Annotated in this window: 12 protein-coding genes; 5 read left to right on the top strand and 7 right to left on the bottom strand. The window is 61.3% G+C overall.

Annotated features, from left to right (window positions below; translation table 11 throughout):
- Positions 1 to 113: 113 nt before the first annotated feature.
- Complete coding sequence (locus tag RSO41_RS04300) at positions 114 to 947, bottom strand: pyruvate, water dikinase regulatory protein (protein ID WP_315617833.1); 834 nt, start codon at positions 945 to 947, stop codon at positions 114 to 116.
- A 403-nt stretch (positions 948 to 1,350) separates the two neighbouring features.
- Here RSO41_RS04300 and ppsA point away from each other — a divergent pair, with 403 nt between their 5' ends.
- Positions 1,351 to 3,723, top strand: a complete 2,373-nt coding sequence (gene ppsA, locus RSO41_RS04295) for a phosphoenolpyruvate synthase (protein WP_315617832.1) — start codon at positions 1,351 to 1,353, stop codon at positions 3,721 to 3,723.
- A 300-nt stretch (positions 3,724 to 4,023) separates the two neighbouring features.
- A complete protein-coding gene (locus RSO41_RS04290; RefSeq protein ID WP_315617831.1) occupies positions 4,024 to 4,524 on the top strand; it encodes a hypothetical protein in 501 nt (166 codons plus the stop codon).
- 10 nt (positions 4,525 to 4,534) lie between these two features.
- Here the strand turns inward: RSO41_RS04290 and RSO41_RS04285 are convergent, their stop codons facing one another.
- From RSO41_RS04285 to RSO41_RS04270, 4 genes are all read right to left on the bottom strand, one after another.
- Positions 4,535 to 6,406: a glycerophosphodiester phosphodiesterase family protein gene (locus RSO41_RS04285; RefSeq protein ID WP_410000315.1), complete on the bottom strand. Its 1,872-nt coding sequence runs from the start codon at positions 6,404 to 6,406 to the stop codon at positions 4,535 to 4,537.
- A gap of 69 nt (positions 6,407 to 6,475) precedes the next feature.
- On the bottom strand, positions 6,476 to 6,961 hold the full coding sequence (gene rraA, locus RSO41_RS04280) for a ribonuclease E activity regulator RraA (protein ID WP_315617829.1): 486 nt from the start codon (positions 6,959 to 6,961) through the stop codon (positions 6,476 to 6,478).
- A gap of 191 nt (positions 6,962 to 7,152) precedes the next feature.
- Complete coding sequence (locus tag RSO41_RS04275) at positions 7,153 to 7,455, bottom strand: monooxygenase (protein ID WP_315617828.1); 303 nt, start codon at positions 7,453 to 7,455, stop codon at positions 7,153 to 7,155.
- A gap of 149 nt (positions 7,456 to 7,604) precedes the next feature.
- Positions 7,605 to 8,084, bottom strand: a complete 480-nt coding sequence (locus RSO41_RS04270; RefSeq protein WP_410000314.1) for an N-acetyltransferase family protein — start codon at positions 8,082 to 8,084, stop codon at positions 7,605 to 7,607.
- A 49-nt stretch (positions 8,085 to 8,133) separates the two neighbouring features.
- On the opposite strand from RSO41_RS04270, the gene RSO41_RS04265 reads away from it, so the two are divergent.
- Both RSO41_RS04265 and RSO41_RS04260 read left to right on the top strand, forming a co-directional pair.
- Positions 8,134 to 9,105 (top strand): LysR family transcriptional regulator, encoded by a 972-nt coding sequence (locus RSO41_RS04265; protein ID WP_315617827.1) that lies wholly within the window; start codon positions 8,134 to 8,136, stop codon positions 9,103 to 9,105.
- 295 nt (positions 9,106 to 9,400) lie between these two features.
- Complete coding sequence (locus RSO41_RS04260; RefSeq protein ID WP_315617826.1) at positions 9,401 to 10,183, top strand: Asp/Glu racemase; 783 nt, start codon at positions 9,401 to 9,403, stop codon at positions 10,181 to 10,183.
- 19 nt (positions 10,184 to 10,202) lie between these two features.
- Here RSO41_RS04260 and RSO41_RS04255 read toward each other — a convergent pair whose 3' ends face one another.
- Entirely contained in the window at positions 10,203 to 11,174 is a 972-nt protein-coding gene (locus RSO41_RS04255) for a LysR family transcriptional regulator (protein ID WP_315617825.1), read from the bottom strand.
- Positions 11,175 to 11,629: 455 nt separating this feature from the next.
- On the opposite strand from RSO41_RS04255, the gene RSO41_RS04250 reads away from it, so the two are divergent.
- Complete coding sequence (locus tag RSO41_RS04250) at positions 11,630 to 12,157, top strand: YgjV family protein (RefSeq protein ID WP_315617824.1); 528 nt, start codon at positions 11,630 to 11,632, stop codon at positions 12,155 to 12,157.
- A gap of 252 nt (positions 12,158 to 12,409) precedes the next feature.
- Here the strand turns inward: RSO41_RS04250 and acnB are convergent, their stop codons facing one another.
- Positions 12,410 to 15,013, bottom strand: a complete 2,604-nt coding sequence (gene acnB, locus RSO41_RS04245) for a bifunctional aconitate hydratase 2/2-methylisocitrate dehydratase (RefSeq protein ID WP_315617823.1) — start codon at positions 15,011 to 15,013, stop codon at positions 12,410 to 12,412.
- Positions 15,014 to 15,231: the final 218 nt, after the last annotated feature.

The following is a 15,231-nucleotide window of genomic DNA, read 5'->3' as shown; positions in this document are numbered from 1 at the left end:
CTCGCCAGCGGATGCGAATGGGATTTTCTATTATTCATATGAGCTGCGAGATGCGAGTCGCCATTCGGCTACCAGCCGCTCGTATCTCGCCGCTCGCGGCTCGCGGCTCGCGACTAGCGCGGCGAGAAGCGTCGGTTGATCCCTGTCTCGGCGATCATGCGGGTCGAGATTTCCTCCACCGAGAAACGTGTGGCGTCGATGAAGGGGACATGCATGCGGCGGTAGAGCGCTTCGGCCTGGGTCACTTCCTGCACGCACTGGTCCATGGAGCTGTAGCGACTGTTGGGTCGGCGTTCGTGACGGATCGCTGCCAGGCGTCTCGGGTCGATGGTCAGGCCGAACAGCTTGTGACGATGCGGTTCGAGTACCCGGGGCAGCTTGAGCTTGCCGGTCTCGTCGAGGTCGTCTTCGGTGAGCGGGTAGTTGGCGGCGCGAATGCCGAACTGCAGGGCCAGGTAGAGCGATGAGGGCGTCTTGCCGCAGCGCGAGACGCCGATCAGGATGATGTCGGCCTGGTCATACTGGTGGGTGCGGGCGCCATCATCGTTGTCCAGGGCAAAGTGAACCGAATGGATGCGGTCCATGTAGATGTCGTCGCTGCCGATGGCGTGGGTGCGGCCCACGCTGTAGGACGAGTGGGTCGCCAGCTCCTGTTCCAGTGGCTCCAGGAAGGTGGAGAAGATGTCGACCTTGAAGCCGGGGGCGTCGCGGATCACGTCGCGGATCTGGCTGTCGACGATGGTGTCGATGATGATCGGTTGTTCGCCGTCCTTGACCGCCGTGGACGCGATGATCGCGGCCAGCTGGTGGGCCTTCTCGACACTGTCGATGTAAGGCTTGGTGATCATGCGGATCTCGACGTTCTCGAACTGCGCGAGCAGGCTGCGACCGAGGCTCTCGGCGGTGATGCCGGTGCCATCGGAGATGAAGAAGGCAGTGCGTGTCATGAAACTCTCGACGCCTGGTGGGGGTTGTGGGCATTTTCAGTTGCCGAGAGGGATTGCACAAGCGGTCCTTCCGGGTAACGAGCCACGAGATGCGAGAAACGAGCAGAATGTTGCCACACCTCGCATCTCGCACCTCGCACCTCGCACCTCGCACCCCGCACCCCGCACCCCGCACCTCGCACCTCGCACCTCGCACCTCGCAGCTCGAAGCTCGAAGCTCGAAGCTCGTACCTCGCAGCCCGCCACTACATAATCCCGGCCATTTCGACGAATGTTGTAAAAAACCTCCAATGACTTCGATGTTAGACCAATGGCGAATATGGCGACCCGCTGGTAGAGTCGCGATCATCCATTCATGACGGCGTGTCATGGGCTATCAGGCGTCGACATCCAAGGGGGTTGCGTGGACGATTACATTCTGTGGTTCGATCAGTTGGGCATGGACGATGTCGAGCGGGTGGGGGGCAAGAACGCCTCGCTCGGCGAGATGATCTCCAATCTTGCCGGGGCCGGGGTTACCGTGCCCGGTGGCTTCGCTACCACGGCCCACGCCTACCGCGAATTCCTCTCCCACGAAGGGCTCAATGAGCGCATCAACCAGCGTCTGGCCACCCTGGATGTCGATGACGTCGCGGCGTTGGCCGAGGCCGGGGCGGAGATCCGCCAGTGGGTCATTGATACACCGCTTCCCCCGGCCTTCGAGCAGGCGCTGCGCGACAGCTACGAACAGCTGCAGGCCCGGCATCCCAACCTCAAGGTGGCGGTGCGGAGTTCCGCGACCGCCGAGGACCTGCCGGATGCCTCCTTCGCCGGGCAGCAGGAAACCTTCCTCAATATTGAAGGTTTCGACAATATCAAGCGGGCGGTTCACGAGGTGTTCGCCTCGCTGTTCAACGACCGGGCCATCTCCTATCGCGTGCATCGCGGCTACCCCCACGAGAACGTGGCGCTGTCTGCCGGCATCCAGAAGATGGTGCGCTCCGAAACCGGCGCCTCCGGCGTGATGTTCACCCTGGACACCGAATCCGGCTATCGCGACGCGGTCTTCGTCACGGCGTCCTGGGGGCTCGGCGAGACGGTGGTGCAGGGGGCCGTCAATCCGGACGAGTTCTATGTCCACAAGCCGACCCTGGCGGCCGGACGGCCCGCCGTGCTGCGTCGGACCCTCGGTTCCAAGCTGATCAAGATGATCTACACCGGTGACGCCAGTGCCGGCAAGTCGGTGGAGACCGTCGATGTGCCGTTGGCTGACCGGGCGCGTTTCTGCATCGGCGACGAAGAGGTCATGGCGCTGGCTCGTCAGGCGGTGATCATCGAGCGCCACTATGGCCGACCCATGGACATCGAGTGGGCGCTGGACGGCGACGACGGGGCGCTCTACATCGTCCAGGCGCGTCCGGAGACCGTGGTGTCGCAGCAGGAAGGTGGCAAGCTCGAGCGCTTCCAGCTCAAGGAGAAGGGCCGCACTCTGGTGACGGGGCGGGCCATCGGCCAGCGTATCGGGCGTGGCGCGGTCAAGGTCGTCGCCACGCCAGACGACATGGACAAGGTGCTCGCCGGTGACGTTCTGGTCACCGACATGACCGACCCCGACTGGGAGCCGATCATGAAGCGGGCCTCGGCCATCGTCACCAATCGCGGGGGACGGACCTGCCACGCGGCGATCATCGCCCGTGAGCTGGGCATTCCTGCCGTGGTCGGTTGCGGTGATGCCACCGAGGCGCTGGCCGACGGACGTGACGTCACCGTCTCCTGCGCCGAGGGCGATACCGGGCATGTCTATGACGGCCTGCTGGAGTTCGATCGCAATGTGACCAGCGTCGACGCCATGCCCGAGATTCCGTTCAAGATCATGATGAACGTGGGCAATCCCGATCGTGCCTTCAGCTTCGCCGGCCTGCCCAATGCCGGTGTCGGCCTGGCACGCCTGGAGTTCATCATCAATCGCATGATCGGGGTGCACCCCAAGGCGCTGCTCGAATACGACACTCTGCCCACCGACTTGCAGCAGACCATCGACCTGCGAACCGCCGGTTACGATGATCCGGTGAGCTTCTATGTCGACAAGCTCGTCGAGGGGGTTTCCACCCTGGCGGCGTCCTTCTACCCCGAGCGGGTCATCGTGCGGCTCTCGGACTTCAAGTCCAACGAGTACGAGAACCTGATCGGCGGCAAGCTCTACGAGCCCGGCGAGGAAAACCCGATGCTCGGTTTCCGTGGGGCATCCCGTTATCTCTCGGATGCCTTCCGGTCCTGCTTCGAGCTGGAATGCCGGGCGTTGAAGCGGGTACGCGACGAGATGGGCCTCGACAACATCGAGATCATGGTGCCCTTCGTGCGGACGACCGAGGAAGCTCGCGGCGTGGTGGACCTGCTGGCCGCCAACGGCCTCGAGCGTGGCCGGGATGGTCTCAAGGTCATCATGATGTGCGAGCTGCCGGCCAATGCGCTGCTGGCTGACGAGTTTCTCGAGTACTTCGATGGCTTCTCCATCGGCTCCAACGACCTCACTCAGCTGACCCTGGGCCTCGACCGGGATTCCGGGATCGTGGCGCACCTTTTCGAGGAGCGCAATCCGGCGGTGAAGAAGCTGCTGGCCATGGCCATCCAGGCCTGCAAGGCCCAGGGCAAGTATGTGGGCATCTGCGGGCAGGGACCATCGGATCACCCGGACCTTGCCAAGTGGTTGATGGAGCAGGGTATCGACTCCGTGTCACTGAACCCCGATGCGGTGCTGGAGACCTGGTTCATGCTGGCGGGCGAGACCCTGGGCTGACCCGAATGTCGCCTAGGAGCCTGTCGGATTTGACCGATCGTCGCGAGAATCACGGATTTCGAGACAAGTTTATCGATCTGATGAGGCGAATAGCCCGCTATTTAACGAATCAGATCGAATGAAATTGGCCGAAAGCCCGGGTTTCGTAGCAGATCAGCGTTAAGTCCGACAGGCTCCTAGACCCTCTCATGACACCCGGCTGGTCCGGGTGTCATGCATTTAGGGGCCATGATGTCGATATCCACATCGGCGCGGCTTTTTGGCACCATTGCCCGTCAATCGCAATGAAGGATCCGCCCGATGACGTATTTTCTGGTGATGGGGGGACTGGCCCTGTCACTCTGTGTGTTGATCGGCTGGCCCTTGTGGCGGGTATTGCGTTGGCTGGGCGGCCGCCTTGGTGCAATGGGACGCGGCCGAGAGGCCGCCCGCGCGAAGCGCTCTGCCAGGCCCCGTACCAAGACCCAGAGCAATACTCGGCCCCGGGCCGCGAAGAAAGACGAGAAGCCGTCGACCACGACGCGCCAATCGACATCCCGTCAGGCAACGCCGCACACCGGCCCCTGGTGGCTGACCCGGACCCTGGCACCGTTCGCCTCGGCGTGGCCGCTGGCGCTGGTGGCGGGGCTGCTCTATGGCGGTACTCGACTGGCGGAGTATGGCATGGTGGCGCGTCCCCATACGGCGCCTGCCGCCTATCATCGACTCGTCGAGGCCCTGGGCTGGGGCGCCATCGCGCTGACCGGCGTGGCGGTCGTGGGGTTGGTGGCGAGCTGGCGTTGCCGTCACCGTCACGGATAGGTTGCCATCGTCAATCGCGCAGCCAGTTGCGCAACTTGACCAGCATCAAGGCACCGTCGCTCAGCGCCTCACGCTCCTCGAGCAGGCGTGCCAGGCGATCCGGCCGGTCGGTGATGATGCCGTCTACCCCCAGATCGATCAGGCGCGACATGCGGGCCGGATCGTTGACGGTCCAGGCCAGCAGTCGATAGCCATGGTGGCGTGCGCGCCGGACCTCTTCCAGGGAAATACGATTGTGGCGCAGGGCCAGGACGTCGAAGCCACGACGGGGCAGGGTGCCGCGCATCACCAGTTGTGCCAGCAGTGTCGTCCGTGCCTCGGGCAGTCGGCGCTCGACGTCGTCCAGCAAGGAGTAGGACAGGGCGGCGATGGTGACCGACGCCCAGGGATCGACGGAGCCGCAGAGTGCCGCGGCTGCCTGGCGGCGACACATCAACCTCGCTTGGCGCTCATCCTCGAGGACCCGTTCCACGGCATTTATCAGTTCCGACCCCCGGCCGGCAGAGGGCTTGAGCTCGATCATCAGGTTAGCGCGCCCGCGGACTCGCTTCAGGGCCTCGTCGAGTCCGGCAATGCGAGCGCCCACGAAGGGGTCGCCGAACCAGCTGCCCACGTCGACGGCCTCGAGCGCGCTGCTGTCCAGCTCATCGATCCGGCGCGCGTCGCCGGCCAGCCGTGCCAGGCTGGCGTCATGATGCAGCACCACTTTGCCATCCTTCGTCAGCCGCGCATCGACCTCGATCGCGTCGGCGCCATCGGCCAGGGCCCGGTCGATGGCCGCGATGGTGTTTTCCGGCGCCTGGGCCGAGCTGCCTCGGTGGGCGATGATCTCGATATTCTCGTGGATTTCGAAGCGATTCAGGATCAGCCAGGCCTGGCTGAGGGCGAAGACCACCACGCCGATCTCGACTGCCCAGGCCAGACGCCCCGCGTGGCTGGTGACGGGGCGAGGTGCCGGGCGTGGCTCACTATGCGCCAGCCGTAGATAGAGGCAGGTGGCCAGCAGGGCGTTCAGGGCGATGCCGAGAAAGGTGATGGCCAGCGTGATCAGTACATAGGCACTGACATAGCCGAGCATGGCAGGCAACAGGATGGCCTGGCGCTCCGGAAGCTGGCCGAGCAATGGAGTGAAGAGGGCATCGAAGAGGGCCGTGGCGGCGAAGGGCGATACCAGGATCATCGCCAACAGCAGCAGGATGGCGCCGATGATCTGTCGCCCCTGCCCATGGGTCAGCCGGGCGCTGCGGCCCAGGGCGCGATGGGGGGCGAGCCGCTCGAGTACCAGGATCGGCAGCGCCAGGTGCCAGCGGGCGTAGAGGCTGGCACCGATCATCAGCCAGATCAGTACGATGGGTAGAGCGGAAGCCAGGAACCACCACAGGGCGGGTGGCCTGACCTGTTGCACATAATAGGGATCCAGGTCGCCCAGGAAGTGCCCGTGCAATCCCATCAGTGCCAGGATGGCCGGCAAGGCGAGCAGCAGGTGAGTGCCGACCTGCAGTACGACGAGCCCGGCCAGGGCCGGCAGGCAGCGGATGCAGGTCACCAGCGTCTCGAAAGCCAGTCGGTAGTGATTGTCCCGGGGGCGGACCGCCACCAGGGTCATGCCGGCCTGCTGCAGGTAGAGCACCAGGAAGGTCAGGCCGATCGCGGCCAGCAGCCAGCCGAGGCCTGCAGGCGTGAGCAGCGCTGCCAGCAGGCCGGCGTTGGAGATCAAGGGGTGCCCGAGGTGACCGAGCAGCCAGGCAAGCGTCCAGCCGGCTATCGGCAACAGCAGGCTGGAAGCGAGCAGGGTGAAGAAGAGGTGGTAGGCGATGAGTGGGCGCAGGTGATCGCGAAGCGTGCGCAGCACGTCGCCGCTGAACGGCATCAGGGATCGCATGGCGTACATTGGAGAAGCGTCATGCCTTCAGCCTGACACTCGGCTCACTGGACTGGCAACCCGAGCGGATCAGCCGATCGACAGTTGACGTTCGGCGATCAGTACGCCGTTGTTGTCGGCGTAGAGCCATTGGCCGGGCGAGATGGTGACGCCGCCGAAGGTAACCGGGATATCCCGTTGCCCCTCGCCACGCTTTTCGCTCTTGCGTGGATGGGCGGCCAGGGCCTGGATGCCCAGTTCGGTCTCGGCCAGTTCGTCGACGTCACGCACGCAGCCGTACATGATCACGCCGATCCAACCGTTGCCCGCTGCTTTCTCAGCCAGCATGTCGCCGAGCATCGCGCAGCGCGTCGAGCCGCCGGCGTCGACTACCAGCACGGCGCCGTCACCGGGCTCGTCCACGGCCTGCTTGACCAGGGAATTGTCCTCGAAGCATTTCACGGTGCGCACCGGTCCGTGGAAGGCCTCGAGCCCCCCGAAGTTGACCAGCATCGGTTCGAGGACCTCGACGTCCGGGTAGTCGTCGCAGATGTCGGGAGTGACGATGGTCGTCATGGTGGACGGCCTCCTCATGATGAGTGAAGCCCCGATGATGCCACAGCCGGTGACAAGGAAAATGCCCCCTTGGTGGGTATATGCATCGTTGTTGGCGTGCGCGGGCCATGCTTTGGTGGCGTTCTGTCCAGGTCGAGCCTCGATGGTCGAACTGGCAGGCAAGGGCTTCTACGCTGAGGCGTGAGCTGCTCCTATTCATCATCCAGAATGGTCTGAGACTGATTATCGACCACGACCGGGCTTTCGAAATAGGTAACCTCTGGCTCAGTGCCATATTTCTCTTGGACGAACGAGCGCCATGACGCTGTATACATGGCTTCGGCCTCTTCCCTCGAATTCCAAAAGTAGATACCACCGACCGTTCTTCCATCTTCGGCAAGCACATAAGTCTTGCGAAGCAATCCCTTCACATTGAGATACTCTGGAGCGGTGCTCAGGAAGATGCTGCGCGCTTCCTCGAGCGTTATCACCCTTGGCAAGGTGAAGGTTGTCATGACAGTAATCATCGGTTCACTCCGTTACCCATAGACTGGCCACTTCATCCGAGTTGATGCCAGCGCTCTGTCGGAATAGGGGGGCCAACCAGGCTGCGACTGTAATGCCAAGCTCGAAACCAGGTTATACAGGCTTCAGCCGGGACACATCATGCTTCAGCAAACGTCCTCAGTGCTTCTCCTTCCATGCGGTAGCGCACCCATTCATTCTGAGGTTGCGCCCCAATCGACTGGTAGAACGCTATTGCGGGTTTGTTCCAGTCAAGCACACTCCACTCCAGTCGTCCGCAGCCTCTGGCATGTGCCTCACCGGCCAGGTACTTGAGCAGTAATTTGCCCGCGCCGATGCCACGATGCTCAGGACTGACATAGAGGTCCTCCAGGTAAAGGCCATTGAGCCCGAGCCAGGTGGAATAGCTGAAGAAATACACCGCAAAACCGATAGGCTGACCTTTATACAGGCAGATCAGTGCATGAGCCGTTGCCCGCTCCCCGAAGAGGCTATGCTCGATATCCTCGAGACGAGCTGTCACTTCTTGGCGAGCCTGCTCGTAATCGGCCAATTCCGTGATGAATGCCAGTATCTGTTCCGCATCGTCGACGGTGGCTGGGCGAATCTGCAGGTTCACGATAATCTTCTCTCTCCGAAACATGATGATTTATCTTGAATGAAAGGATATGCTGAATGTAGTGCATTCTTCTCATTCACAAGTGAATTTCATGCATCCCAGTCTGCGCCGTCTCGACCTCAACCTGTTGCTTACCTTTGATGCCCTGTACCGACATCGCACAGTGGTTAGCGCGGCTAGCGAACTTGCCATCAGTTCGTCTGCTTTTAGCCATGCCCTTGGGCGGCTGCGTTCAGCGCTCAACGATGAACTGTTCATCCACCAGGGCAACCGAATGCACCCGACCCAACGAGCCGACTTGTTGGCGCCTGCAGTAGCGGAAAGCTTGCAGATACTGTCTGACCAGTTGGGGCAATGGGAGCCCTTTGATCCAGCCAGCAGTCAGCGGACTTTTGTTTTCGCGGCGACTGATTACACGGCTTTCGAGTTGCTGCCAGGGCTCATCGGCCAGTTGCAGAGCGTTGCTCCCAATCTGCGTCTACGGATAGTTTCCTCCGACCGCAAGGTATCCATCCAGGACCTCGCTTCAGGTCGCATCGATTTTGCTTTGGGCTACAGTGAGGATCGGGATGCGCTCCCAGCTGGTGTCGATAGCGATGATTGGCTGACAGATGACTATATCGTCATTGCCAGCAAGAGCCATCCAAGAATCAAAGACACCCTGGACTTTCCCCGTTACCTGGCTGAACGGCATGCGGTCATTACGCCCTGGGGAGAATCCAGCGGCGTAGTGGATCTGGTGTTACGTGGTATGGGCCTGCACCGAAATGTTGCCTTACAGCTTCCCACTGTGATGACTGCCCCCTTTGTCATTGCTGAGAGCGAGTTGCTGATGACGATTCCACGACGTGCCGCTGAGAGGCTACGCAAGGCGACGCCTATTGCCCTATATCCAGCGCCGTTCATGATTCCGTCCTACACGCTCAAGCTCTACAGCCACAGAAAGTATGCCCGCAGCGATGCGCACGTCTGGATGTCTCAACAGTTGAGAAAGCTTTTCGGAGTACAGCTCACCCCTTGAGATTCCAGAAATTAAAAGGATAACTGCTGGTTGGCCAGGCCAGGCCAGGCCAGGCCAGGCCTGGCCTGGCTAGGCTGGGTTCAACGCTATTGCACAATGACAGCACATACTGAATGGCCACAAGGAGATGACGCTCGTGGTCACTTGCCACGTTGACGGTCTCAATGACCAAGTGCAGCACTGTGGCCCATTAGGTACAGTGTTGCCATGACTCACGGTTATCGCCATCTCTCGGCTGAAGACCGATCCGGCATCATGATGATGCCGAGCGACTCACTCGATTCGGGACATTGTCATGCACCATCCCATTGCCGTCTTTGATGCCGGTATCGGCAGCTACGCCATCGTTGCCGAGATACACAAGCAACTTCCCGATCAGGATATTCTGTACTTTGCTGATCGAGCCAGCTTTCCCTACGGCAACAAGGGGCAGGATGAGCTGTTGGAGGTCATGCAGAGAACGCTACGCTTTCTCGAGAGCTATGCGCCATCCGCCATAGTAGTGGCTTCCAATGCTCCTTCCATCATGGTGCTCGATAGCATCCGTAAATACAGCGCTACACCGCTGTTCGGCGTATATCCGCCGGTCAACGAGGCACTGACTATCTCGCGAAGCGGAAAGGTCGGCATCATGGGAGTGCGCTCTCTCATCGAAAGCGCGCCTCTGCAACGGTTTGTCACCCAGCATGCGTCCCGACCGCACGACGTCGCCCTGATCAATGCTTCGCCCATGGTGGAACTGGTCGAAGATGGCACCTTTCTATTCGAGGTCGAGAAGACGCAGGAGGCTGTCCATGCCTTTATCGACAATATCCTTCATCAATATCCTGATATCGACACCCTGACACTTTCGAGTACGCACCTTCCCTGGCTGCGTTCGTTTTTTGAAGCGGCATGTCCTTCATGCCGCTTCCTCGACTCGGCCGAGTCTGTCATTGCGGGACTGGGCAGTGGGGTTCGGGGGACTGGCAGGATCCAGGGGCTGGTCACTGAAAGCGAGGCCCATGATGTTGAAACCCTTCGACGCATGCTGAAGCAGTTCGGTGTGGAGATTCCTTTGGAAGTGGTCGAGTTGTAGAGAGTTCCACGCTATCGGTTTATCCATGAGGTTGGCCTGACGATCGCCCTGCCAGACGCTGCCCCTGTCCCCGGATGGCTTCTGTCAGAAAATCCATCAGGGCATGAATCCTTACCACACCCCGGAGATCCGGGTGAACCAGTAGCCACAGGTCATAGCACAGTTCGGGAATGGGGTCGGTGAGCTGGATGATGTCCGGATCTTCGTCAGCCAGATAACAGGGTAGAGCGGCCACTCCCATGCATGAACGAATAGCGCTGAGTATGCTGACCAAGGTGTCGACTCGGTAGACACTTGCGGCTTTTAGTTCGTTGCGCCCCATCCATTGATCCAGGACGGAATCCTGTAGCCGTGGTCCTGCCCCAATCCAGGGCTGGCTGGCGAGAGCCTCAATGGAAGAACTCGGGGTCAGCCCAAGGCGACGATGGCCATAAACGGCCTGGCCAATGGTGGCCAGCCGTCGGCCGATGAGGTTCTCTGGTGGGCGATTTGAAGGGCGGATGGCGACATCGGCCTCTCGGCGAGTCAGGTTGAGCATCTGATTGGCGACGGCAACGTCCAGCACGATACCGGGATATTTCTGGCGGAACTGCGTGAACAATGGTGCCAGTAGCCCCATCTGTAGAGAGTCTGTTGTCGTGACCCAGATTTCTCCGCTGGGCTCCAGGTCGCGGCCGGCGACTTTGCGCTCGGCGGCAAGGGCGGCCTCGTCCATGATTCTGGCCGTATCGGCGAGCTCCTCTCCTGCCAGGGTCGGCCGGTAGCCGGTGCGGCTCCTTTCGAACAGGATGACGCCCAGGCGCCGCTCGATATCACCAAGTCGCCGAAACACCGTGGCATGGCTGACTCTCAGTGAGCGTGCCGCACCAGACAGCGAACCGGCAGTTGCAATGGCAAGGATGACTTCAAAGTCATTCCATGCGAGGTGACTGCGTGTGTTCTCCGTCCCGGTGAGAGATTGGGAGGTTGGGTCGGTTGTTCGTTTCTGCAAAGTATGTATGCACCTTTATGGAATATTTTTGCAGTACTGAAAATATTAGCATATCCCTGAGCCGACGAGATAACCCCGACGTCACGGGGCAGAAGGCGGAACCAGGGAGGTCTAAGGCATGTTCAACTCCGGGGGTATGTTTCATTGTTACGGCAACAGCCGGTCAATTGATTCGAATGATGCCATTCCGCCACGTTATCTGGATGCGCGGGGAGGCATTGACCTTGAACAGGTGCAAAGGGACCAGTTGCAGGCAAGACGTCAGGTGGTTCAATCGATGGTACGACGCCTGAAACAGCTGTGGCGTGGAGGGTGATTCCAGTTGGGGGAAACCAAAGCACCACCCGGGCGGGGCGTTATCGTTGCCTCAGAAGAAACGCGTGGGGACAGGCCAGTATAAGCTCGCCAGGTGGTTGAGTGAGTCACCGAAGACCTGACAAGGAATCTGCAGTTCTATGCATGAAGGTTATAACTTGGTGGCCGGCCAGTTTTTTGGTCTCGTGTCGCTGGTGCTCTGCGTTCTGGCCTTTTCCAGCAAGCAGGATGATCGGCTACTCATGCTGCTCCTCTCTGCTAATGTGGCTTTTGCGTTGCAGTTCATGGTTCTGGGGAGCTGGACGGCCTCAGCGTTATCATTGCTGGTGATTGCTCGTATTGCGTTTGCACGCCGTTATCCAAACAGTAAAGCGGTAATGGCAGTAATATTGGCGTTAAGTGGTGTGGCATCTGTACTTACCTGGCAGAATTGGGCGGACTTGCCTGCCATCGTAGCGATGGTGCTGGGTACGGTGAGCATGTTTCTGCTCCGAGGGATTCCCATGCGTGTTTTCCTGGGTCTGGCAGCTTTAGCATGGATGCTCAGCCATATTCTGGTTGGCTCGGTGGGAGGGACATTGGCGGAAGCCATGGTACTCTTGACCAACGCAATTACCATTTATCGCCTCTACCGAACGAAACAGCGATATTCGGAAATCATCGATTAAAGCCTGTCCGAATACGATGTATCAGAAGGAGGCACCACAGGCCAAAGGAATTCCCGAGCCCGCGAAGAAGGTCGGTTGTTGGCCTATCGGCCTTCAAGGCGCTTGAGGCGTCAAGCTGGCACTTAACTCGGATGCCCAACGCAAAAAAAGCGCCCCGTGGGGCGCTTCGGTCATCGGCTCCGGCCGCGCCGCCGTGGCGGCGGGCCTTCGATGTTGCGAGCATCGGAGTCGAAAGAGGTGATCCGGTCAGGCTTAAGCTTCTTGAGCCACCGGGATCACGTTCGAGGCGGCGTTCTGGAACTCCTCGATCTCATGGAAGTTCATGTAACGATAGATCTCGCCGGCCATGGCGTCGAACTCGCTCATGTAGCGACGGTACTCGTCGACGCTGGGCAGCCGGCCTTCCACCGCCGATACCGCTGCCAGCTCGGCAGAGGCCAGGAAGACGTCGGCGCCGTCGCCCAGGCGGTTGGGGAAGTTACGCGTGGAGGTGGACACCACGGTGCTCTTGGCGGCGACGCGGGCCTGGTTGCCCATGCACAGCGAGCAGCCGGGCATTTCCATGCGCGCACCGGCGCGACCGTAGATGCCGTAGTAGCCTTCCTCGGTGAGCTGGTGCTGGTCCATCTTGGTCGGCGGTGCCAGCCACAACTTGGTCTTCAGGCTGCCGGCGGGCTGCTTCTCGAGCAGTTTGCCGGCGGCACGGAAGTGGCCGATGTTGGTCATGCACGAGCCGATGAAGACCTCGTCGATGGACTGGCCGGCGACATCGGAGAGCAGGCGAGCGTCGTCCGGGTCGTTGGGTGCGCACAGCACCGGCTGGTCGAGCTCGTCGAGATCGATCTCGATGATCTCGGCGTACTCGGCGTCCTTGTCGGCACGCATCAGGCTCGGGTTCTCCAGCCACTCTTCCATGGACAGGATGCGGCGCTCGATGGTGCGCTTGTCGCCGTAGCCGTTGGCGATCATCCACTTGAGCAGGGTGATGTTGGACTTCAGGTACTCGCTTACGCTGTCCTCGGAGAGCGTGATGGTGCAACCGGCGGCGCTACGCTCGGCGGAGGCGTCGGAGAGCTCGAAGGCCTGTTCGACGGTGAGGTCCTCGAGGCCCTCGATCTCCAGGATACGACCGGAGAAGGCGTTCTTCTTGCCGGACTTCTCGACGGTCAGCAGCCCCTTCTGAATGGCGTAGTAGGGGATAGCGTGGACCAGGTCGCGCAGGGTGACGCCTTGCTGGCGCTGGCCCTTGAAGCGCACCAGGACCGATTCCGGCATGTCCAGCGGCATCACGCCGGTGGCGGCGGCGAAGGCCACCAGACCGGAGCCGGCCGGGAAGGAGATGCCCATCGGGAAGCGAGTGTGGGAATCGCCGCCGGTGCCCACGGTGTCGGGCAGCAGCATGCGGTTCAGCCAGGAGTGGATGATGCCGTCACCAGGGCGCAGCGAGACGCCGCCACGGTTCATGATGAAGTCGGGCAGGGTGTGGTGAGTCTCCACGTCGACCGGCTTGGGATAGGCGCTGGTGTGGCAGAAGGACTGCATCACCAGGTCGGCCTGGAAGCCCAAGCAGGCCAGGTCCTTGAGCTCGTCGCGGGTCATCGGGCCAGTGGTATCCTGGGAGCCGACGGTGGTCATCTTGGGCTCGCAGTACATGCCGGGCCGCACGCCTTCCATGCCGCAGGCCTTGCCGACCATCTTCTGGGCCAGGGTGTAGCCGCTGTTGCTGGCGGCCGGCTGCTCCGGCTTGCGGAAGACATCGGAAGGCTCGAGCCCGAGGGACTCGCGGGCCTTGGCAGTCAGGCCACGGCCGATGATCAGCGGGATACGGCCGCCGGCGCGGACTTCGTCGAGCAGCAGCTGGGTCTTGAGCTCGAAGGTGGTCAGCACCTCGTCGGTGCCGTGGCGGCAGACCTTGCCTTCATAGGGGTAGACGTCGATGACGTCGCCCATCTCGAGCTTCTCGACATCCATCTCGACGGGCAGGGCACCGGAGTCTTCCATGGTGTTGAAGAAGATCGGGGCAATCTTGCCGCCGAAGCAGAAGCCGCCGGCGCGCTTGTTCGGCACATTGGGGATATCGTCGCCGAAGAACCACAGCACGGAGTTGGTGGCGGACTTGCGCGAGGAGCCGGTACCGACCACATCGCCCACATAGGCGACCGGGTGGCCCTTGGCGCGGACCTCTTCGATCTGCTTGAGCGGCCCGGTGGTGCCGGGTGCCACCGGCTCGATGCCATCACGCTCGTTCTTGAGCATGGCATTGGCGTGCAGCGGAATATCAGGGCGTGACCAGGCGTCCGGTGCCGGCGAAAGATCGTCGGTGTTGGTCTCGCCGGGCACCTTGAAGACGGTCAGGGTGATCTTGTCTTCCAGGGCCGGCTTGGAGAGGAACCATTCGGCCTCGGCCCAGGAGCGGATGATGTCCTTGGCGACCTCGTTGCCAGCCTTGGCGCGTTCCTCCACGTCATGGAAGGCGTCGAACATCAGCAGGGTGTGCTTGAGCTGCTCGCCGACTTCGGCGGCGAGGGTCTCGTCATCGAGCAGTTCGACCAGCGAGACGATGTTGTAGCCGCCTTGCATGGTACCCAGCAGCTTGACGGCGTGGGTCTTGTCGACCAGCGGTGATTCGGCCTCGCCCTTGGCGATGGCGGTCAGGAAGGCGGCCTTGACGTAGGCGGCCTCGTCGACGCCGGGAGGAATGCGGTTGGTCAGCAGGTCGAGGATGAATTCCTCTTCCCCGGCCGGCGGTGTCTTCAGCAATTCGACCAGGGCAGCTGTCTGCTCGGCGTTCAGCGGCTTCGGCGGCACGCCGTCCTGGGCTCGCTCCTCGACATGTTGGCGATAGGCTTCAAGCACGTGGTGGCCCTCATTGGTTGTGGTGACCGAGGTCTCGACCCAGTCGGCACATGGCAGGGACAGGGGGACGTCGGCACGTGAAACAACGCTGTCATCGGTGGCGCAATTCTAAAAGAAACTGTCGACAATGTTAAGAAGCCCCGTAATGACGGGGCTTGAACTTTGGTCTCCGGTTCCTTTTCGGAGGGCTCGGTTCGTCGCGCATCCGGGGTGTCAGG

Source organism: Halomonas sp. I1, from assembly GCF_032334135.1.
In the GTDB taxonomy this organism is placed as follows: domain Bacteria; phylum Pseudomonadota; class Gammaproteobacteria; order Pseudomonadales; family Halomonadaceae; genus Halomonas.
The sequence above is the reverse complement of the archived record's forward strand: the minus strand, read 5'-3'. Positions and strand labels throughout refer to the sequence as shown.